The sequence below is a fragment of the Psychroserpens sp. AS72 genome, assembly GCF_038900375.1.
Taxonomy (GTDB): domain Bacteria; phylum Bacteroidota; class Bacteroidia; order Flavobacteriales; family Flavobacteriaceae; genus Psychroserpens.
This window is the reverse complement of sequence record NZ_JBBMRC010000007.1, coordinates 17,970-40,880: the sequence shown is the minus strand read 5'-3', so window position 1 is coordinate 40,880 and position 22,911 is coordinate 17,970. Positions and strand designations below refer to the sequence as shown.

Below are 22,911 nucleotides of genomic sequence, written 5' to 3'. Positions count from 1 at the left end.
AACCTTTTCGTATTTTTTGTATCTATTAGATAATTACCAGCCAATGCAGATCAAAATTACTATTATACTTTTTTGTTTTCCTTTCCTAATGATGACTAGATGCGAAGACCCATTACCTGCAGGCATTGAGACTACAGTTAGTGGTAATATTGTTGATGAATATATGGACATTCCATTAGAAGGAATTAAATTAAGATTACGCGAAAATCTACAAAATATGCCATCAAGATATATTGATTCTACACTAACTGATATTGATGGTTATTATACTCTAAATTTCACCACCTCTGGAGAAGGTGTTAGATACTACATTGAAACTGTCCCAAGTGATTCTGCGTTAATACTTTCTAATACAATCAAAGAAATAGATCATATTGGTCAATTTAATACAATTGATTTTAATGGCATAAAATTATACCCATTTACCTTCAATATTACAGGAGAAAACTTAATTGACGGTTCGATAACTTTTAGTAATGTATCTTTTGACAACGATGACATAGAGCCACTTTTTGGATCTAATTTTGTGTATACAAGATATTTGAGAGCAAATCCACTTTGGACATTCTCTATGGTTTTTAAAAGAACTTTGGAGGACGGAACTAATCAAGAATATTTTTACGGACTATCACCAACATTAAATTTTGATCAAAATGAATTCAATATAACATTAACCAACGACTTATTTGAAACTATAAACTAAGCAAAAACGCCAACTGCTATGAAAACAATTATAAAATTAATCGTACTTTTTTTAATTGCATTTACGTTTCAAAATTGTGATAACGACGATGATATTTCTCAACAAAATGACGATCCAGGTTTAAATGCCAACGACATCATGTTTCAAAATGAAAACTTCGGAAATGTAACTACAGGAAAATTCATAGGTCTCATAAAAAATGAAGATGGCGAAAAACTCTCAAATGTTCAAATTACAATTGGAAACTCCATTGCTTTTACTGATCAAAACGGCTTTTTTATTATAAATGATGCAGAAGTTTTTGAAAATTTCGCATATATAAAAGCATACAAAGATGGTTATGTTAATGGATCTAGAGTTGTGGTGCCAAAAACAGATGGTGTTAATAGGATAAATATAGTTTTACTAGAAAAAGAGGTTACAGCAATAATAAACTCTGGTGAATCTTCAGTTGTTTCATTACCTAATGGTGTTAAAGTTGGTTTTAATGGCGATTTTATGACATCAGATGGAAGTCCCTATAATGGTCAAGTTGAAGTTGTATTGCATTCAGTAGTACCAAATAGTAATTCAAATTTTGCACAAATGCCTGGAAGTTTATTTGCGCAAACAACAACTAATGCAGCTGTTGGATTAGAGTCTTATGGCATGTTTTCTGTAAACTTATTATCACCTAGTGGAGAACAATTAAATATAAGTGAGAACTCATCTGCTTCAATAACATTCCCAATAGACTCAAACCAGTTAGATAGTGCTCCAGATACCATACCACTTTGGTATTTTGATGAAACTGTTGGCTATTGGAAAGAAGAAGGCCAAGCCATAAAAAGTAATAATAAATATTTTGGTTTAGTAAGTCACTTTTCATGGTGGAATTGTGATCTCCCTTATGATTATGTGAACCTTTGTTTTACTATTAATTCTGGCACTACAGATGCATCTACTCCTTACGTTGTTGAAATAAAGCATAATAGTAATCAACTTATATTTTCTGGAGATGTGTTGTCACAAGACGGAGAAGAATGCGGTTTCATTCCTCAAAATGAAGACATCACGATATCCATTTATAGTACAGGACCAGAATGTAATTATGAACTAGTTCATGAACAAGTATTAGGCTCTTTCAGTTCAGATTCTAGTGTTAACGTTTCCTTTTCCGAAGAATTTCAAACCACTACACTTTCTGGGACAGTGACCAATTGTAACGGAAACCCATTAACCAATGGATATCTCTACATAGATCAATATAACGCTTTCAGTATTACAAATGGAATAATAGATGTTGCCTTGCAACACTGCTCACCAAGTACAATACCATTTCAAATTTTCGATTTTGACTCTAGTCAGTGGACTTTACAAACTGATATAACATTAAATGGTGAAACTATTGATTTAGGTTCGCTTAGTACTTGTGAAGATTCTGGAGGCATCTACAATGGTGATGTGACTTTATCAACTCAAGATGAAGTTAATGATTTTGGATTATTTAATTACAATGGTATCAGTGGTAATCTTAGAATAGGTAACTTAGATGGAAGCGATATCACAAATTTAACTCCTTTAGAAAGTTTAGTAACAATAAATGGTCGATTAAGTATATTTAATACAGATTTACAATCATTTACTGGACTCAATAATATTGAAACTATTGATGTAGGTTTATATATAGGTGATAACAATTCATTAATTTCTATTTCAGGCTTTGACAATTTAAATAGTATAGGAAACTTAAGCGTATATAGTAATCAAAATTTAGAGTCTATTGGATTAAATTCTATTACAGAGATTACTGAATCAGTTTACATTGAAAATAATGATAATATGACAACATTAGATGGATTAAATAATGTGTCATCTTTTATAACTTTAAATTTAAAAGACAATGAACAACTCAACTCCATTAGTGGATTAAGTAGTTTAACAAATCTGTTTAGGCTATTTGTACTTAATAATAGTTCTTTAACCAATTTTGAAGGATTAGAACAACTGACGTCTTTAGACTCCTTATGGATTTTAAATAATGCGATTTTATCTGATTTGAGCGGATTAGAAAATATAACCTCGATGACTCCTAGTACTGGTTTTCCAAACGTATTAATTGGATATGGTATTATAACTGACGTTTATGAGAATGCTCCAAATCCTAATTTATCAGATTTCTGTGCTTTAGAAAACTTGTTCCTCAATGGTAATGGTTCATCCCTAGAACAAGGTGTCGATTTTGTAATATCAAACAATGCTTACAACCCTACAATTCAGAATATTCTTGATGGTAATTGTAGTCTTTAAAAAGAAGTTATAGGGTTTTGTAAACTTCCCAAACAAAACCCTAAAAACCCGTTGCACAATACATATCTTATGCTTACTTTAGTTCTATGACAGAGGAAGCCATAGAAAAAGAAAATGCAGAGATTGCAAAAGCCTACAAAAATCTCCTTAAAGTAAGTTATCAAACGCTCACCAAAGAAGACAAATTACTCATTCGCCAAGCGTTTGAGGTGGCTTTAGATGCTCATAAAGATCAACGTCGTAAATCTGGAGAAGCTTATATTTTCCATCCAATTGCTGTGGCAAGAATTGTGGCAAGTGAGATAGGATTAGATGCTACAAGTATTGCTGCTGCTCTACTCCATGATGTTGTTGAAGATAGTCCAGATTACACAAAAGATGATATTGCGCGTCTCTTTGGAGAAACAATTGCTCGTATTGTTGATGGGTTAACAAAAATCTCATCCCTTAGTAAAGAGACAGATGTTTCTACTCAGGCAGAGAATTTTCGTAAAATGTTATTGACTCTTAATGATGATGTACGTGTGATCATTATTAAAATTGCAGATCGTCTCCATAACATGCAAACTATGGACTCGATGCGACCTGATAAGCAAGAGAAGATTGCTTCGGAAACCTTATACATCTACGCTCCTTTAGCTCACAGAATAGGTTTGTATAATATCAAAACCGAACTCGAAGATCTCGGCATGAAATATACAGAGCCTGAAGTTTACAACGACATCTTAGAAAAGATGCATGAGAGTAAACAAGAACAAGATGAATATATAAAATCGTTTTCTAAGGTTATTGTTGATTCTCTAGATAAAGAAGGACTAAACTATGAAATAAAAGGACGACCAAAATCTATTTATTCTATTAGAAAAAAGATGTTAAAACAAGGTGTTGATTTTGATGAAGTCTATGATAAGTTTGCCGTTCGTATCATCTATAAATCAGATTTTAAAAACGAAAAGTTTCTCGCTTGGAAAATTTATTCTATCGTCACAGATCATTTTACTCCAAACCCAACCCGTCTTCGCGATTGGATCTCATCACCTAAATCTACAGGATACGAAGCGCTTCATATTACGGTTATGGGTCCAAAAAACAGATGGGTAGAAGTACAAGTTCGAAGTGAGCGCATGAACGAAATTGCTGAAAAAGGATATGCTGCACATTATAAGTATAAGGAAGGAAACGCAGAAGACGCTCTAGACACTTGGATTAATAAATTACAAGAAGCTCTAGAAAGTAACGAAACGAATGCTGTTGATTTTGTTGAGCAGTTTAAACTTAATCTGTATTCAAAAGAAATATTTGTATTCTCTCCAAAAGGAGATATAAAATCATTACCAAAAGGTGCTACACCTCTTGATTTCGCATTTAGCGTTCACACACAAGTTGGTATGAAAACTAGAGGCGCAAAAGTTAATGGGAAACTCGTCCCATTAAGTCATGAGCTTAGCAGTGGAGATCAGGTAGAAATACTAACGTCTGAAAACATTAAACCCAACCGAAATTGGCTTGATTATGCAACAACTGCGAGAGCATTAAGCAAAATAAAATCTGCACTCAAAGCAGACAAAAAAGAGCTTGCTGAAGATGGCAAAGAAATCTTAAGACGAAAACTTAAACAACTCAAAATAGCACTAGACGAAAAATCAATTAATGAAATGGTAACTCATTTTAAATTGAAAACAAGTTTAGATTTATTTTATCGCGTTGGCATTGGCACGATTGATAATCCTATGCTCAAAGACTATGCTTCATCTCGAAGCAATATGTTTATGAGTTATATTAAGAATAAAATTCGTAGACCTTCCGTAGCACCAGATATTGACAAAGACGAGATCACTTCTAAATTTGATCAACTTGTTTTTGGTAAAGAAGAAGAAAAATTAGATTATAAATTATCAACCTGTTGTAATCCTATTCCTGGTGATCCAGTATTTGGGTTTCTAACTATTAACGACGGCATTAAAGTTCATAAAAAAAACTGCCCTAATGCACTCAGTATGCAGTCTAATTACGCATACCGTGTGATGATAGCAAAATGGATAGATTCTTCACAACAAGAATTTGCAACACAAATAAAACTGTCTGGTATTGATAATTTAGGATTAGTAAATAATATCACTCAAGAAATATCCTCAAATATGCATGTGAATATGAAAAGCATCAGTTTTGAGTCGGATGATGGGATTTTCACTGGAAAAATTAATGTTGTTGTTACCAATAGTACAATTCTAAAAAAACTCATTGATAATCTTAAAAAAATTAACGGAATTGATAAAGTAACTAGAGTTTAAAACCAAAAACAAATGCTTCCATTTTTTAGCTAAAATTTATAATTTATTTGGTATAAAAATGTGTAAATTTGAAGCTTGATGAAATGAAAACTCCACACGAGTTAAAAATGAGTAAGAAAACAGAACAGACTAACCAAGAGATTGTAAAAAACGTTTTTACAAAGTTTTTAGAAGATAAAGGTCATAGAAAAACACCTGAACGCTACGCGATACTTCAAGAAATTTATGAAAATGAAGAGCACTTTGATATAGAATCTTTATATATCAAAATGAAAAACAAAAACTATCGAGTTAGTCGAGCTACACTTTACAATACCATTGAAATTTTAATGGAATGTGCTTTAGTAAGAAAGCATCAGTTTGGTCAAAACCAAGCACACTACGAGAAATCCTATTTTGATAAGCAACACGATCATGTGATTATGACAGATACTGGTGAAGTTATCGAGTTTTGTGATCCACGTATTCAGTCTATAAAAAAAACAATAGAAGAGGTTTTTGATATTTCTATCTCTAACCACTCTCTTTATTTCTACGGAACAAAAAATAAACCAACTAATTAATTACACAATGGCAGTAGATTTACTACTAGGATTACAATGGGGCGACGAAGGCAAAGGAAAAATTGTTGATGTACTCACCTCCAAATACAACATTATTGCTCGTTTTCAAGGAGGACCAAATGCAGGTCATACTTTAGAATTTGACGGAATCAAACATGTATTGAGAACAATTCCATCTGGGATTTTCCATACAGAATCTATGAACGTTATTGGTAATGGTGTCGTCATTGATCCTGTTGTATTTGTACAAGAATTAGATGGGCTTGACCAATTTAAATTAGACTACAAATCAAATTTAATTATTTCTAGAAAAGCGCATGTTATTCTTCCAACACATCGTTTATTAGATGCTGCATCTGAAACGTCTAAAGGAAAAGCCAAAATTGGTTCTACACTTAAAGGTATTGGTCCAACATATATGGACAAAACTGGTCGTAACGGAATTAGAATTGGAGATTTAGAACAAGATAACTGGAAAGAAAAATATAGAGCTTTAGCTAACAAGCATGAAGCGATGATTGGTTTCTATAATGTAGATATCCAATATGATTTAAAAGAAATGGAAGATGAATTCTTTGCTGCTGTAGAACGTTTAAAAGAATTACAATTCATTGATAGCGAAGAATATTTAAATCAAGCCTTAAAAGCAGGAAAGCCAATTTTGGCAGAAGGTGCTCAAGGGTCTCTTTTAGATATTGACTTTGGAACATATCCTTTTGTGACATCATCAAACACTACTGCTTCTGGAGCATGTACAGGTTTAGGTGTTGCGCCAAATAAAATTGGAGAAGTCTTCGGAATTTTCAAAGCCTACACAACTCGTGTTGGATCAGGACCATTCCCTACCGAATTATTTGATGAGGTTGGAGCAGAAATGGCACGCATTGGTAGAGAGTTTGGAGCAGTTACAGGGCGACCAAGACGTTGTGGTTGGTTAGATCTTGTTGCGCTTAAATACGCTTGCCAAGTTAATGGTGTCACACAATTAAGTATGATGAAAGGAGATGTACTTTCAGGTTTTAAAACTTTAAAAGTATGTACAGCTTATAAATACAAAGGTGAAACGATTACACATTTGCCTTTTAACATAGAAGAAGAGAACGTCACTCCTATTTATACAGATTTTAAAGGTTGGAAAGAAGATTTAACCAAAATGAGAAATGTATCTGAGTTTCCTTCGGAATTAAATGAGTATATCGCCTTTCTAGAAAAAGAATTAGAAATTCCTATTACGATAGTTTCTGTTGGACCAGATCGTACACAGACGATTAATCGATAAGATTTAAATTATATATAATAAGTAAGAGGTATTCAATATTGGATGCCTCTTATTTATTTAATCAATAAACGCTGTGAATCTACGCAAAATCTCAGCGCAACTCTTTGTCACAACTCCTCCATCTCAATTTCTCTACTAAAAATCTGTTAACAGTTACATTTCCGAAGAGATAATAGTTATTTTTGGAGCAAATTAATTTGACCTTGAATCTAACATTTAGATATATACTCATTCTTCTTTGTTGTTTTACAACAGCACTCTCCTATTCTCAACAACCAAAGAAAATCTATATAGAATACTCTGGATTTACTGTTAGAGACTCTTTAAAAGGGAAAAACGTGACGACTTTTGTGCGTAGCGATCAAGGACAAATTCACATCATTCATGAAGGTATTGATATGTGGTGTGACAAAGCTTTGTATTACCAAAATGAAGATTTCATTGAAGCTTACAGCAATGTGAGAATGAAACAAGGTGACACGATTAACATGACCTCTAAATATGTTGAGTATAGTGGCATCACTCAATTAGCATTTGCTGCTGGTGACGTTGTGTTAACAGAACCACAATCTACACTAACTACAGATACACTCTACTTTAACCGAGTAAGTCAACAAGCCTATTATAAAAGTAAAGGAAAAGTTGTTAGAGATTCTTCTGGAACAATTACGAGCCAAATAGGACGTTTTTATATGAACGAAAGTAAATATCGTTTTCTAAAAGATGTGGTTTTAGTAAATCCGGAATATACGCTAGAAACAAATCAGCTCGATTTTTATTCTGAAACAGGCCATGCCTATATGTATGGTCCTTCTACAATTACTGGTGATGTAAGTAAAGTATATTCTGAACGTGGATTTTATGATACAAACAATGACTATGGTTATTTTATAAAAAACTCAAAAATTGATTATGACAATCTTCAAATAGAAGGCGACAGTTTATATTTTGATCGCAACCGAAGTTTTGCTTCCGCAGATAATAATATTACAGTAACAGATACAGTAAATAAGACAATAATTAGAGGTCATCATGGAGAAGTCTTTAGAGCTAAAGATTCTTTGTTTATTACAAAACGTGCATTAGCAATAACGGTTCAAGAAAAAGATTCTCTTTATATCCATGCAGATACTTTGATGGTTACAGGTAAACCAGAAAACCGTATTACCAGAGCATTCTATAATGCCAAAATGTACAAAAGTGATATGAGTGGAAAAGCAGATTCTATCCATGCAGATCACAAAACTGGATTGACACAACTTATCAATCTAAAACGTTTTAATACAGGAGATGCCTTTTCTGTACAAAGAAAACCTCTCATTTGGAATCTAGGTAACCAAATGTCTGGAGATTCTATACATCTCATTTCTAATGTTGAAAAAGAAGAGTTAGATTCTCTTAAAGTATTCAATAATGCGTTTCTAATAAGTAAAGACACTTTAGGTGACGGTTTTAATCAAATAAAAGGTCAGCGGTTAATAGGCCTTTTTGAAAACAATGAGCTCTATAATGTTGATATTATTAAAAATGCCGAAATCATTTTCTACAGTAGAGATGATAAGGACACTTTAGTTGGTATAAACAAATCTAAATCTGGGAGCATCAATCTTAAGTTTGATGGACCTTATAAAATTATTACGCTATTAAATCAAGTAGATGGCGAGATATATCCGGAGAGCAAATTTCCGAAGAATGCCAGAAAATTTAGAGGTTTTGATTGGCGAGGCGATGAACAGCCCACAAGTGTTGAAGATTTATTTAGCGAAGATCCACCTTTGAATCTACCTATAATAAAAGGTTTAGATCCTTATTTAGAAGATGAAGAGTTTATTAATGAAGCTCTTTTAAAACGTGTTGAAAAAGCTGGTGAAAAAGATAAAGATGACGTTAATAAAGCAGGACGACAATTGCCAAAACCAACGACATCAAAGCCAAAACCTAATCAAAAGTTAATTAAACCTTTGGTAAAAAAAGGAAATTAGATGACTTCAGATTTTTTCAAATATCAAGCGCAAACGACTCCTCATCCTTTGGCAATGAAAATTTCTCATGCCGAAGGGTCTTACATTTATGACACCAATAAAAAAGCCTATTTAGATTTTGTTGCAGGAGTATCTGCATGCAGTTTAGGTCATAGACATCCTAAAGTTGTTAACGCGATTAAAGATCAACTAGACAAGTATATGCACGTGATGGTTTATGGAGAATATATCCAAGAACCTGCTGTAGAATTGACAAAATTATTGGCTGATCATCTTCCTAAGCCTTTAGAAAAAACATATTTAACCAATTCTGGTGCAGAAGCAATTGATGGTGCTTTAAAATTGGCACGACGTGTTACGGGAAGAAGTGAAATTATCTCAACTCATCACGCTTATCATGGGAATACCATGGGAGCATTAAGTGTTATGGGTTTTGAAGAACGCAAGCAACCGTTTAGACCTTTAATTCCAGATGTAAAGTTTATAAGGTATAATGCTTCGGAAGAATTATCGCAAATTTCTACAAAAACAGCGGCTGTTATTTTAGAAACCATTCAAGGTGGAGCTGGTTTTATAGAACCTAAAGATGGTTATTTAGAAAAAGTACGTAAACAATGTGATGCTGTTGGTGCATTATTAATTTTAGATGAAATTCAACCTGGAATTGGACGTACAGGAACATTATTTGGATTTGAGCACTACAATTGTACACCAGATATTTTGGTAACCGGAAAAGGTTTGGGTGGAGGAATGCCAATTGGAGCGTTTACTGCATCATCTACACATATGGATGTACTACAGGATAATCCTAAGCTTGGTCACATCACAACATTTGGAGGTCATCCAGTAGTTGCAGCTGCAGCTTTAGCAACATTAAAAGAAATTACAGAAAGTGATTTAATAGCTCAAACCTTAGAAAAAGAGCAATTAATTAGACAACATTTAAAACATCCGTTGATTTCTGAAATTCGCGGAAGAGGATTAATGTTAGCCGCAATTACACCTTCTGCAGACATCACAAATGAGGTCGTTTTAAGATGTCAAGATCAAGGTTTAATTCTATTTTGGCTTCTTTTTGAACCTAAAGCAATCCGAATTACGCCTCCCTTAACCATCTCAAATGATGAAATTATTAAAGGTTGTATGATCATAACTCGTGTTTTGGATTCTATTTCAGGATAAAACTTTTAACATACGGTAATCGATAAAAATCTAATTTTAAGATCATTATACTACTCCACTTTAATGTTAACTACAACTGTTAACTACTTTGTTAAAAACATTGAAGCAAAAAAAACAAAACCCATACTTGATAACTGTACATTTATTTAAATAAACAATGCTATTTGCTTATGGAGTTTGGTCTACCTGAAGACAATAACAATATCTCGCTTAATAAATTTGAATCGATGCTCAAAACGAATAACGTTTTGTTCTTTGATTCTAATGAATTTGAAAACATTATTCACCACTATTTAGAAATAGGGAAAATAGCGTTAGCAAAAAAAGCGATTAAATTAGGTCTTGACCAGCATCCTTCATCTATCAATTTAAAATTGTTTCAAACTGAAATTCTTGTTTTAGAAAATAAGTTTGATGAAGCAAATAAAGTTCTAGAAACACTACACATCTTAGAGCCTAATAACGAAGAAGTTTATATTCAAAAAGCAAATGTGTTATCTAAACAAGATGAGCACGAAAAAGCTGTGAGTACTTTATTGATTGCTCTAGATTTAGCTGCAAATGATGAAGGCATTGGTGATTTGTACGCCTTAATAGGTATGGAATATTTGTTTCTAGATCAGTTTGAAAATGCTAAACTATATTTCAAAAAGTGTTTAGATATTGATTTGGAAGATTATTCAGCATTATACAACATTATTTATTGCTATGATTTTTTAGAAGAAAATGATGATGCTATTTCATTTTTAAATACATATTTGGATCAAAACCCATATTGCGAAGTCGCTTGGCATCAACTTGGTCGTCAATATGTGACAACAAATGAATTAGACAAAGCTCTTGCTGCTTTTGAATTTGCCATAATATCTGATGATAGTTTTGTAGGTGCTTACCTTGAGAAGGGGAAAGTTCTAGAAAAGAAAAAACAATATCTTGAAGCTATTGAAAATTATAGAATCACTTTAGCTTTAGATGAACCAACATCTTTCGCTTTGCTTAGAATAGGTCATTGCTATGACAAGTTAGAGCAATATGATTTAGCTGTACAATATTATTATAAAACAGTACATGAAGATCCTTTATTAGATAAGGGCTGGATTGCAATTACTAAATTCTATAATAAACAGAAAGATTATCAAAAAGCCTTATTCTACATCAATAAAGCAATTAATATTGATAGTGAAAATGCTGTGTATTGGAAACTCTATGCCCAAATAAATTCTCGCCTCAACTTTTTAGAAGAAGCAGAACATGGTTATAAGAAAACCTTAGATTTAGGGAATTATGAACTTCAAACATGGTTGTCACGTGCTGATATTCTTATCGCTTTAGGCGAATATGAAGCTGCTATTTTAAACTTAATACAAGCATCAGAATTTCATCCAGAAACTGCTGAGATTGAATTCCGTTTGGCAGGATTAAATTTTACACTTCATGAGCATAGTAAAGGTCATTATCATCTAAAAAATGCAGTGCTTTTAAATTGTGAGTTTGAGTATATCATTGAAGAGCTATTCCCAAAAGTGATGCAAAAGCCTACTGTTAGAGAAATTATCTTAGCAGCAAAAAAGTAGTCTCTCCTCCTATTTTCCTTTTGTTTTATTAGTTTAAAAAACGTTTGGTATTTCATACCTTTACTGCTTGTTATCAAATTTAACTATGCAAAGACAATTTAAAGATTACTTCATCATCACACTTAAAGGAATTGCTATGGGAGCAGCAGATGCAGTTCCTGGAGTATCAGGAGGAACAATAGCTCTTATATCTGGAATTTATGAAGAATTAATTTCTACAATTGCTAATGTCAATTTATCATTGGTAACAACGCTAAGAAAAGAGGGTTTCAAGGCGTTCTGGACACAAATCAATGGGAATTTTTTATTAGCATTATTAACAGGTATTGGTGTTAGTTTTGTTGTGTTTATGCGTATTGCAAAATATTTGTTAGAGCAACACCCAATATTGATATGGTCGTTTTTCTTCGGATTAATCATTGCAAGTATCTGGTTTGTTGGAAAGCAGATTAAAAAATGGAATATTGCTAATATTATTTCTCTCATCATAGGTGTTATTGCTGCATATTATATATCTACTTTACCATCGTTAGGAGCAAATGATAATCCGTATTTTCTGTTTTTAGCTGGAGCTATTGCTATCTGTGCAATGATTTTACCTGGAATTTCAGGCTCATTTATTTTAGTTATTCTAGGAGCATATAAAACCTTAAGTGATGCGCTTCATGATTTTGATATAAAAAAGATTGCCATTTTTATGACTGGTGCAGTCCTTGGATTGTTGACTTTTAGTCGCGTTTTAAAATGGTTATTCAAAAATTATTATAATACCACTTTAGCGCTACTTACTGGATTCATAATTGGCTCACTTAATAAGGTTTGGCCATGGAAAAAAACGATCTCTGTTTTAGATGATAAAACTGGAGCCGTTGAAGAGTTTATTAAAATTTCAGATGTTGGTACTTTATCTATTTACCAACAACAAACCAATGATTTTGAAACCTATAAAACCGTTTTAGAAGAAAGTATCTTACCAAGTTCTTACTCAGGAGACGCACAACTATGGCAAGCTATTGCTTTGATGATTTTTGGATTTTCAACCATTTTTATTCTTGAAAAAGTAGGCGCTAAAAAACAATAAAATGCAAAGCACAAGAACTCTCAAAGATCGTATTTTCTTAGTCATTAAAGGATTAGGAATGGGTGCTGCTAACAAAGTCCCTGGAGTATCTGGAGGTGTGGTTGCATTTGTTGCTGGTTTTTATGAAGAGTTTATTTATTCGCTTCAACGTGTTAATAAAACGGCGCTCAAACTGTTATTAAACGGTAGATTTAAAAGTTTTTATAGATACATTAATGGTAAGTTTTTAAGTCTTTTATTCCTAGGAATGATTGTGAGCTACTTTAGTGTCTCAAAAATTCTAGACTACTTTATCAAGCATTACGAATTATATGTTTGGAGTTTATTCTTCGGAATGATCATAGGCTCAATCTACTACATAAATAAAGATTTTAAAGACTGGAATTTTAAAAGCATAGTATCACTTATCATAGGAATTAGCTTAGGTATAGCTATAAGTTTTCTAGATCCAGCAATGGAAAATGACAATCTGTTTTTTGTTTTTTTCTGCGGAATAATTAGTGTTTCTGGTATGACATTGCCTGGATTTTCAGGATCGTTCATCCTTATTCTTTTAGGTAATTACATCTTACTTCTTGTGGATTCTGTCAATGCGTTATATGATACATTTTCAGAAATTATTACAGGAGATTTTAGTTTCTTACAAAATGAAGTGAGAATTAGATTGCTTAAAGTTCTTAGTATGTTCACCCTTGGATCTGTAGTTGGATTAGTGTCATTTTCTCATGTATTGAGCTACGTCCTTAAACATTACAAAAGCATAACAACTGCATCAATTATTGGTTTTATAGTAGGTTCTTTAGGTGTTGTTTGGCCTTGGAAGAAAACAATTTATAAAACTGAAATTAATGGCAACTTCTTGTTAGATTCTAGAGGAGAAAAAATCATTACAAATTATGAGCGTTTTCTGCCGCAACTAGACACTCAAACGTATATCGCAATTGGTTATATTATTTTAGGGATTATCGTAGTTCTTGCCTTAGAACGTTATGGTGAATACACAAAAAAAGCACATGAATAGATTAGGTTTAATAGGTAAAGATATTTCATACTCGTTTTCTAGAGGTTACTTTGCAACAAAGTTTGAGGAGCAAAAACTTCCGTTTACCTATGAGAATTTTGATTTACAGCACATTTCCGAATTTAAACAACTATTTACCAAAAATCATAACATAGTTGGTTTTAATGTGACCATTCCGTATAAAGAAGAGATTATCCCTTACTTGGATAGCCTTAATAAAAAAGCTAGAAAAATAGGTGCTGTAAACACGATTACAATTGACAAAAAAGGTAAATTAAAAGGCTATAATACAGATTGCTACGGATTTAAAAAATCCATAAAACCATTCCTAAAACCACATCATAAAAAAGCATTAATCTTAGGTACAGGAGGCGCTTCAAAAGCAATTGCTTACACGCTCAAGAAGCAAGACATTAAATTTGAATATGTCTCTAGAACAAAAAAGCCAGGTGTTAAATTCACTTATGAAACACTAACTTCGGAAATTTTAAATGATTATACAATTATCATAAATAGCACACCAATTGGTACACATCCAAATGTTGATGAATGCCCAAAAATCCCTTATGATGGGATTACGAATAAGCACTTTTTATTTGATGTGATCTACAATCCGAGTGAAACTAAATTCTTAAAACTAGGTAAATCAAAAGGTGCAGAAATCTGCAACGGACTTCAAATGCTAGAGTATCAAGCCGAAAAAGCTTGGAGAATATGGAATTCGACCTTATAACCCGTCTAAACAACGACTTCTTTTTTGTAAATCAGACACTTGTTAGTATCTTAGCCTTCTAATATAAAAACATTGAAAAATGTCTGAGAATGATAACCTGCATGAAGCAGATGGAAACAAAGAATTAAAATCTACTGAAACGCCTCAAACTACAGAAAGTTCAACTACTGAGAGTGAGCCCATTTCCGAAGATATAAAAACAACAGTTGATGAAACGGTTACTGAAGATGCAACAGAAGTTGTTGAAGAAATCACAGAAGAGGTAAATGAAACTGCTGAACCAATTACAGAAAACATAAAAGACGAGGTTGAATTAACTGAAGACTCTAAAGAACCTGAAGTTGCATCCACAAAAAAAACTGATGCTCACGTTGAAGAAATTGATGAGTCAAATGCTGAAGATGCTGAGGATGAAGAAAACGCAGAACGTCATACGCTAGAATCTAAAGACTACCATTCTATGTCAATGGAGCAGTTATCTATAGAATTAGAGCAACTTATAGAAAATCATAAAGTACAAAATATTAAATCACAAGTTGAAGAGATTAAATCTGAATTCAACTCAAAATTTGATGCGTTATTAGACGAGAAAAAGGAAGAATTTTTAAGTGAAGGTGGAAATGAAATAGATTTCTACTATTCATCTCCTGTGAAAAAACAGTTTAATAATGTCTTCAAAACCTATAGAAATAATTTAGGTGCATACTACAAACAACGCGAAAATAATTTAAAAGATAATCTAGATAATAGATTACAAATTATTGAGAAAATAAAAGGTTTGGTTAATGATGAAGAAAACATCAATACAACATATAAAACTTTTAAAGACTTACAAGAACAATGGCGAAATGCTGGTCCAATACCAAGAGACCGTTACAATAACGCATGGAATTCTTACCATCATAATGTAGAAGTGTTTTATGATGTATTGCATTTAAATAGAGATTTACGTGATTTAGATTTCAAACATAATTTAGAGCAAAAACTTAAAATCATAGAACGTGCTGAAGAGTTAGCAGCAGATAATAATATTAATCGCTCTTTTAGAGAATTGCAAGTCTTGCATAAAATGTGGAAAGAGGAATTAGGTCCTGTTTCTAGAGAACATCGTGATGAAGTTTGGGAGCGTTTTAGCAATGCAACTAAAACCATACACGATAAACGTCAAGGTTATTATGCAGATTTAGATAAAGGTCGCGAGAAAAACTTAGAAGTAAAAGAAGAAATCATTTCTAGAATTATAGCCATTTCTAACGACACTTCTAATGCTCACAATGCTTGGCAAAAGAAGATCAAATCTATTGAAGTATTAAGAGAAGAATTCTTTAAAGCAGGAAAAGTGCCTCAAAAAGTAAATGAAGCTACTTGGTCTAAATTTAAAGATGCTGTTAGAAACTTTAATCGTCAAAAGAATAATTTCTACAAGAATCTCAAAAAAGATCAATACGATAATTTAGAGAAAAAGAAAGCACTAATTCAAATTGCCCTAGATAATAAGGATAATGAAGATTTAGCTGCTACAACACCTTTAATGAAAAAGATACAAGGTGACTGGAAAAAAATTGGTCATGTTCCAAGAAAAGATAGTGATAAAATCTGGAAGCAATTTAAAGGAGCTTGTAATGCCTATTTTGATAGATTAAACTCACAACGAGATGAAGCTAACAAAGAATTAATGGTAGCTTATGAGCAAAAAAACATATTGCTTAAAGAAGTTAACGACTTAGAATTGTCTGGTGATTCTAAAAAAGATATCGTAACCATAAAAGAAAAGATTGCTGCTTGGAAAGCTATAGGTCATGTGCCTTCTAACAAACGTTATATTGATGGTAAATTCAACAAAGCACTTGATGGCTTATTTGGTAAGTTGGATATGGATAGAGCTAAATTGGAAATGATCAAGTTTGAAAACAAGCTTGAAAATTTAGCACAACCTGGAGACACTAGAGCGTTAGACAACGAACAAAACTTCATTAGAAAAAAGATTGGAGAGATTAAAGGTGAAATTATCCAACTAGAAAACAACATGCAGTTTTTCTCAAATGTTGATGAAAATAATCCTTTAGTAAAAGAAGTCTTTAAAAATGTGGATAAACACAAAAAGAATCTTTCTATTTGGGAAGATAAATTGAGGAAGATTAAGAGTATGTATTAAATTCTTAATTTTTTAAAAATACAAAAAGACCATCGTTACTGATGGTCTTTTCTCTTTTTCATAGCAATTTTAAAAGCAAATAACCACTACTACTCTATGTACGTAAATTTTATACTTCCGGTTTTTTAAACTAATAATCACTAACTTTATTACATGAATTCAATTATAGAAAATTTTTACAGCGCGTTTAAAAATCAAGATGCAGAAGTTATGGTTGCGTGCTACCATGATGATATTGTTTTTGAAGATCCAGCTTTTGGAGTTTTAAAAGGTGAACATGCTAAAAACATGTGGCGCATGTTAATTACATCTCAAAAAGGTAAAGTGTTTAGAGTAGAATACTCAGATATAAATTCTAAAAACAATATGGGAAATGCAAAATGGGAAGCCTTTTATAAATTTAGTAAAACTGGCAGACCTGTTCACAATAAAATTATTGCACATTTTGAATTTAAAGATGGTAAAATTATCAAGCATACAGATACTTTTAATCTACATACGTGGTCTAAACAAGCATTTGGTTTAAAAGGGTTATTACTTGGAGGCACTTCGTTTTTTAAGAAAAAGCTTAAACAGCAAACCAATACCTTATTAACTACATTTGAAAACAACTTATAAAACAAAAAAGCTACCCGAATAGATCAAGTAGCTTTTGTAATAATTAATTCTGTTTCTTTTTAGGGACTAAGAGTTTACTTTATGTTTCAGTATTAATTACACTGTATGTATTTCAAAATGTATGCCAAAGTGTTAATTGTACTCTAATTTACAATTTAAATCAGAGTAGATATTATTCGGCAAATATACAATTAGTATCATCATCAAACACACCTTTTGTATCACAAATTTTAAACAATTTTCCGTTTTTATAATATTTACGTTTGGTGTAAATTCCATTCTCCATATGCAACTCTATGCGATCAAAATCATTTGCATTATACCGCACTTTCACCAATCCATATATTGGTTGATTATCAACAAAATAGATTCTAGAAAGCAACTTGCCATCAGGTCGTAAAGTAATATGAGTTTTTTGTTTTAAACCATAAATATCTATGAGGTTAATAGTATCATTATTAACAATATTAAACTTGGTAGCTTTTCGTCTTACTTTATATTTATGTTTTGTTTTTGTAATCAACTCATCGTTTAAAGTCACTACTTTGGGCACACTCTTTAATCCTTTAATTTCATACATTAATTCATAAGCACAATCACATTCTACGACCTCTTCGATACTTACTTCAGTAACTATAGTAACTGAGTCATTTACTTTTATTATCTCTTCGGAAATCTCTAAAACACCATGATGTATCAATTTAAGGGTATCATTTTTAAATGCGATTTCACCTACATCTGTGCTATTGCAATTAGTTGCTATAAATACTTTATAAACCAGAGAAGAATCTGTAATCGTGTAATTTAGAATACGGTTTTGAACTTTACGCCTATTTTGGTAATAGATCTCTTCACATTCCGAAGAAGAATAATTTATTAATTGTGGAATTTCAATTTGCGCTTCACAACCTAATGAAACTAAACATAGTATAATACATATTGAGACATAAGCTTTAGGCAGTAAATTCACTTTGAAAATTTATTAAGAGTACTTTGGTTTTTTACCAACAACACCTTTATAAAATGCTTTCATAAATGCAAAATCTGCTTCGACATCATCTGTAGGATAAAAAGGTTCTGAAATATGATTTTGCTTATTTTTAAAATCTAAGGTAAACATGATGATTGGTACATTAGCAGTTTTTGCAATGTAGTAGAAACCTGTTCTCCATTCTTTAACTTTTTTACGAGTTCCTTCTGGAGCAAGTGTTAATCTAAACTCATCTTCATTTTTAAATAATTCGGCAATAGCTTCTACCTTGTTTTGACCAGAGGTTCTATCTAAAGCAGCACCTCCAATTGCCTTAAAATAATATTTTAAAGGCCAAACAAACAATTCTTTTTTAGCTACGAAATTTGTTTTAACACCAGTGACTTTCCGAAGGAAAAGTCCGATAAAAAAATCATGCCAACTCGTATGCGGAACAGCTATAATCACTGCTTTTTTAACAGTATCTTGAGAAAAATTAGTATTGCCAGTGATTTTCCAACCTAATATTTTGAAGTAAATAATACGAGCTAGCCATCTCATATTACATCTTTTGGTAGAGCGCTTTTAGCTTATCTCTAGTAATGATTTGTTCCCAGTTTTTTCCAATTGCATTTTCCCACAAAGGCGTCAAACTTAAGGCCACATCAATCATCGTATCAAATTCATCATCTTCTAAATGTGAGCAAATACCTTGAGGTATCGTAATGTTGTGTTTCTTTTTCATGGCTTTATACATGGCAACACCTTCAGGATAATACTCTTCTAAATGTTCAAAAACGATACAGTTTCCAATACCGTGTTTAACACCAAGTAAATACCCTAAACCGTAACTTAGAGCATGCGCAACTCCAACTTGAGAATATGCGATACTCATGCCTCCATGCCAAGAAGCCATCATTAATTTATCTTGAGAATCTTCAGTAGAAAGCGAATCTGTTAGAAATATTTCTTTACAAAGTTCTAGTGCTTTCTCTCCGTAACTTTGACTAAATGCGTTTAAAAATGTGCCGTTTAAAGATTCAATACAATGTACAAAACAATCCATACCAGTATAAAACCATTGGTCTTTTGGTACACCAGCAGTCAATTCTGGATCTAATATAACTTGATCAAAAGGTGTAAAATCACTGTTGATACCCAATTTTCTTTCTGGACCTGTTAATATTGTAGTTCTAGAAACTTCGGCTCCTGTACCTGAGATTGTTGGCACACCTACATGATAAATCGCTGGATTTTTAACCAAATCCCAACCTTGATAATCTTTAGCTTCGCCTTCATTGGTAATCATAATTGCAACAGCTTTAGCGAGATCCATAACTGTACCTCCTCCAATACCAATAATACCAGATGGTCTATCTTTATGGTTTAGTATAATTTGCTCAACAAGCTCATCAACTTGTGATGTTTTTGGCTCTTCTTTAGAAGACACATAAAGTAATTGATCTTCATAAGCTAATGATAGTCTAGATGTTATTAAAGGGTTTCCTTTAAACACGTCATCTACCAAAAATATAAATGGAGCTTTTCTATTTAATCGTTTAGGTGCAATGATATCTCCTAGCTGATTAAAACTGCCTCGTCCAAAAACGACTCTGGACACCATTGGATAATTTTTATAACTCATTTATTCGTCTTCTTTAACAAAAATAAAAACATAGTTGGATTTATCTTTATTTATTTAAATAATGTTGGAATTTTTCAGCAAATAATCCAATATGGTAACCATCAACTAATGCGTGGTTTACGTTTATAGATACATTCATCATCATTTTTCCATCATTTTCTTTAACAATTTTACTAAAAGCTAATTTAGGCACCGAATCTAATACTCCAGAAACAGGTTCTTTATGACCAGAGAAATTAACCCAAGGCATTGCAGAACAATGAATACACATCAAATCATTTCGCAAAGGAAATAGTGCTCCTGTGGTTTCAATTCTATTTTTTTCTGAAATGAGATGACTCAAAAACTGGTCTAATTCATCATCAAATTCTATATATGAAAACCCAAATGTTTGATTTGATCGCATTAACGTTGCTGAAGCATTAATGGTATCAAATTTAACAACCTGATCATCTTTTATTCTTAATTTTAATTCATCTACATCATTTATCGCTTTCATGCAATCGTGCAAGTACTTTCCGAAGAAAGACACATTTTTTGCCTTTGCTTTTTTATAAGCTATACTGACGTCAACAGGAAAAGTCACAGCAAAATACGGATCTTTTAATGTTTTAAAATGATCGTAATGTTGCTTACGTTTCCATGTATTTATATCGATAACTTCCACTAATTCAAAATCTCATTTAATTCTGATAAACGCGTTATCGTTTTATAGGCTTTGTTTCCTATCTCTTTCTCACCTACTTGCTCATGCAACCAAGTAGTATGAAATGGGATGTGAATTGCTTTTGCACCAATATTGACTAGTGGCAAAATATCTGATTTTAAAGAATTTCCAATCATCAAAAACTCAGACGGCTCAATATCTAAATGATTTAATACCTTAGAGTAATTCGCTTCTTGCTTATCACTCATTACTTCAATATGATGAAAATATGATGTTAAATTAGACTTCTCTAGTTTTCGTTCTTGATCTAATAAGTCGCCTTTTGTTAAAACGATTAATCGGTAATCTTTAGATAGTGTTTTTAATGTAATTTCAATATCATCTAGCAATTCTACAGGAGCATCAAGCATATATTTACCAATATTTAAAATTTTGGTAATTGTTTTATTAGACACTTGATGATTTGAAATCTCAACAGCCATTTCAACCATAGATAAAACAAAACCTTTAATTCCGTAACCATATAAAGGTAAGTTTTCGATTTCCTTTTTAAACAGTTCTTGATCTATTTTATTAGCAGTTTCATATGGTGCCATTAATTTAGCGAATTCCAATTCTGCTTCACGAAAATAAGTCTCGTTCACCCAAAGTGTATCGTCTGCATCAAAACCGATGACTTTTATATTTTGATAGTTTGTATTCAATTATTTCCAGAGTTTTTTAGCGCGTTCTAAATCTTCAGGTGTATCAATTTCAACGCCTTCTATGGTCGTTTCTACCATTTTGATTCGTTTACCATATTCTAAATATCTAATACACTCAATTTTCTCAGTAGCTTCAATAAATTGCATTGGTAATTTATAAAAATCTAACAACGCTTCTTTTCTAAATGCATAAATACCTTTATGTTTAAAATAACGAGCTCCAGCTTCCTTATCTCTTGGAAACGGAATAGGACTACGAGAAAAATATAACGCAAAACTGTTTTGATCAACAATGACTTTTACTGTATTTGGATTATTAATTTCATCCCAATCATGAATTTCTACCATCAAAGAGGCTAAATCTATCTCTTTATTATGATCTTCTTTAAAAGCTTTTAATACTTTTTCTAAACTCTCTCTTTCTGTAAAAGGTTCATCACCTTGCACATTTACGACAATATCAACATCTAAATCTGCAACTGCTTCTGCAATACGGTCACTACCAGATTGATGTTCTTTTTTACTCATAATAGCTTTACCTCCATTTGAGGTAATCTCATCAAAAATAATTTTGCTATCTGTTACCACATAAACTTCATCAAATAATTGTGTTGCAACAGTCGCTTCATAAGTTCTTAAAATAACTGTTTTCCCTTCTAAATCTTGCATAAGCTTAGCTGGAAAACGAGAAGCACTGTAGCGTGCAGGAATCATTGAAATTATTTTCATGTGATTAAAATTTGTGGAGTATCAAAAATAGAAATTTAATACCATTTAAGTCTTACTTCGCTTAAACTTTTTATACATTCTAAAAACGATATACAAAATGACTAAAACGAATACAAATGCTAAAACAGGTATAAACAGAGACACAATAGTCATTACGATAGAACTACCTGTCTCTAAAGTAGATACTACAGGATTTGCTAAACCACCTGTGGTTGCTGTAGAAGCCAAACGCGTTACACCAGAACTTCCTGCAACTGCAGCTGCAGTTCCTCCTCCTGCTATGATGGCTAATGCCCAAGTTATTGCTGGACTTAAGTCGGCAACGGTAGACACCATAACTGCAGTTCCTGCTATGGTTGCTAATGGTATTGCAATAGAATCTAACATATTATCTACATATGGAATATAATACCCAAATATTTCTACAAGCGTTGCAACACCTAGAGTAACTACTGCTGTTAAACTTCCAATCCATTGCCAAGACTCATTGAGTTCCCAGAGATTAAAATATGCTGCAAGACTAAGCGCAAATAATGGTACGAAAACTCGAAAACCAACAGATGCTGATAAACCTATGCCTAAAAATATACTGATGATGGTTTCTGTTGTCATATATAATACGTTCTTCGGTCCCGATAGCTTTCGGGATTATAACAGGTTAAAAATAGAGTTCAAACGAGCCATTTTGAAGTTGTCATATTTCCGAATAAAAAAATATAATTATG

At 32.3% G+C, this 22,911-nt stretch carries 20 protein-coding genes; 13 read left to right on the top strand and 7 right to left on the bottom strand.

Annotated elements, in window-relative coordinates:
• Positions 1–88 precede the first annotated feature (88 nt).
• The 13 genes from WNY78_RS13180 (at position 89) to WNY78_RS13120 (ending at position 17,471) form a co-directional block, all read left to right on the top strand.
• A complete protein-coding gene (locus WNY78_RS13180; RefSeq protein WP_342873674.1) occupies positions 89–703 on the top strand; it encodes a hypothetical protein in 615 nt (204 codons plus the stop codon).
• An 18-nt stretch (positions 704–721) separates the two neighbouring features.
• Positions 722–2,992, top strand: coding sequence for a hypothetical protein (locus WNY78_RS13175; RefSeq protein ID WP_342873673.1), 2,271 nt, complete (start codon positions 722–724; stop codon positions 2,990–2,992).
• An 86-nt stretch (positions 2,993–3,078) separates the two neighbouring features.
• Complete coding sequence (locus tag WNY78_RS13170) at positions 3,079–5,283, top strand: RelA/SpoT family protein (protein ID WP_342873672.1); 2,205 nt, start codon at positions 3,079–3,081, stop codon at positions 5,281–5,283.
• A 107-nt stretch (positions 5,284–5,390) separates the two neighbouring features.
• Positions 5,391–5,846, top strand: a complete 456-nt coding sequence (locus WNY78_RS13165; RefSeq protein ID WP_342873785.1) for a transcriptional repressor — start codon at positions 5,391–5,393, stop codon at positions 5,844–5,846.
• A gap of 7 nt (positions 5,847–5,853) precedes the next feature.
• On the top strand, positions 5,854–7,125 hold the full coding sequence (locus WNY78_RS13160; protein WP_342873671.1) for an adenylosuccinate synthase: 1,272 nt from the start codon (positions 5,854–5,856) through the stop codon (positions 7,123–7,125).
• 203 nt (positions 7,126–7,328) lie between these two features.
• On the top strand, positions 7,329–9,107 hold the full coding sequence (locus WNY78_RS13155; protein WP_342873670.1) for an OstA-like protein: 1,779 nt from the start codon (positions 7,329–7,331) through the stop codon (positions 9,105–9,107).
• A complete protein-coding gene (locus tag WNY78_RS13150) occupies positions 9,108–10,289 on the top strand; it encodes an aminotransferase class III-fold pyridoxal phosphate-dependent enzyme (protein WP_342873669.1) in 1,182 nt (393 codons plus the stop codon).
• 170 nt (positions 10,290–10,459) lie between these two features.
• The gene (locus WNY78_RS13145; RefSeq protein ID WP_342873668.1) at positions 10,460–11,863 is read left to right on the top strand and encodes a tetratricopeptide repeat protein; all 1,404 of its coding nucleotides are present in this window, start codon (positions 10,460–10,462) and stop codon (positions 11,861–11,863) included.
• An 85-nt stretch (positions 11,864–11,948) separates the two neighbouring features.
• Positions 11,949–12,944 carry a DUF368 domain-containing protein gene (locus WNY78_RS13140; protein WP_342873667.1) on the top strand — a complete coding sequence of 332 codons (996 nt, stop codon included), beginning with the start codon at positions 11,949–11,951 and terminating at the stop codon, positions 12,942–12,944.
• 1 nt (position 12,945) lies between these two features.
• Positions 12,946–13,965, top strand: coding sequence for a DUF368 domain-containing protein (locus WNY78_RS13135; RefSeq protein ID WP_342873666.1), 1,020 nt, complete (start codon positions 12,946–12,948; stop codon positions 13,963–13,965).
• Entirely contained in the window at positions 13,958–14,698 is a 741-nt protein-coding gene (locus WNY78_RS13130; protein WP_342873665.1) for a shikimate dehydrogenase, read from the top strand. The genes WNY78_RS13135 and WNY78_RS13130 overlap by 8 nt, the downstream gene beginning before the upstream one ends.
• A 79-nt stretch (positions 14,699–14,777) precedes the next feature.
• A complete protein-coding gene (locus tag WNY78_RS13125) occupies positions 14,778–16,853 on the top strand; it encodes a DUF349 domain-containing protein (RefSeq protein WP_342873664.1) in 2,076 nt (691 codons plus the stop codon).
• Positions 16,854–17,006: 153 nt separating this feature from the next.
• Complete coding sequence (locus WNY78_RS13120) at positions 17,007–17,471, top strand: nuclear transport factor 2 family protein (RefSeq protein ID WP_342873663.1); 465 nt, start codon at positions 17,007–17,009, stop codon at positions 17,469–17,471.
• A 172-nt stretch (positions 17,472–17,643) separates the two neighbouring features.
• Here the strand turns inward: WNY78_RS13120 and WNY78_RS13115 are convergent, their stop codons facing one another.
• Genes WNY78_RS13115 through WNY78_RS13085 form a run of 7 tightly spaced genes read right to left on the bottom strand, consistent with a single transcriptional unit; the run spans position 17,644 to position 22,798 of the window.
• On the bottom strand, positions 17,644–18,441 hold the full coding sequence (locus WNY78_RS13115; RefSeq protein ID WP_342873662.1) for a hypothetical protein: 798 nt from the start codon (positions 18,439–18,441) through the stop codon (positions 17,644–17,646).
• Positions 18,442–18,453: 12 nt separating this feature from the next.
• On the bottom strand, positions 18,454–19,002 hold the full coding sequence (locus WNY78_RS13110; protein ID WP_342873661.1) for a 1-acyl-sn-glycerol-3-phosphate acyltransferase: 549 nt from the start codon (positions 19,000–19,002) through the stop codon (positions 18,454–18,456).
• A 1-nt stretch (position 19,003) separates the two neighbouring features.
• Positions 19,004–20,086 carry an iron-containing alcohol dehydrogenase family protein gene (locus WNY78_RS13105; protein WP_342873660.1) on the bottom strand — a complete coding sequence of 361 codons (1,083 nt, stop codon included), beginning with the start codon at positions 20,084–20,086 and terminating at the stop codon, positions 19,004–19,006.
• A gap of 46 nt (positions 20,087–20,132) precedes the next feature.
• Positions 20,133–20,753, bottom strand: a complete 621-nt coding sequence (locus WNY78_RS13100) for a CatA-like O-acetyltransferase (RefSeq protein ID WP_342873659.1) — start codon at positions 20,751–20,753, stop codon at positions 20,133–20,135.
• Complete coding sequence (locus WNY78_RS13095) at positions 20,753–21,457, bottom strand: HAD family hydrolase (RefSeq protein ID WP_342873658.1); 705 nt, start codon at positions 21,455–21,457, stop codon at positions 20,753–20,755. Before WNY78_RS13095 ends, WNY78_RS13100 begins: the two co-directional genes overlap by 1 nt.
• A complete protein-coding gene (gene kdsB, locus WNY78_RS13090; RefSeq protein WP_342873657.1) occupies positions 21,458–22,186 on the bottom strand; it encodes a 3-deoxy-manno-octulosonate cytidylyltransferase in 729 nt (242 codons plus the stop codon).
• Positions 22,187–22,231: 45 nt separating this feature from the next.
• The gene (locus WNY78_RS13085; RefSeq protein ID WP_342873656.1) at positions 22,232–22,798 is read right to left on the bottom strand and encodes a DUF4126 domain-containing protein; all 567 of its coding nucleotides are present in this window, start codon (positions 22,796–22,798) and stop codon (positions 22,232–22,234) included.
• Between the last annotated feature and the right edge of the window lie 113 nt (positions 22,799–22,911).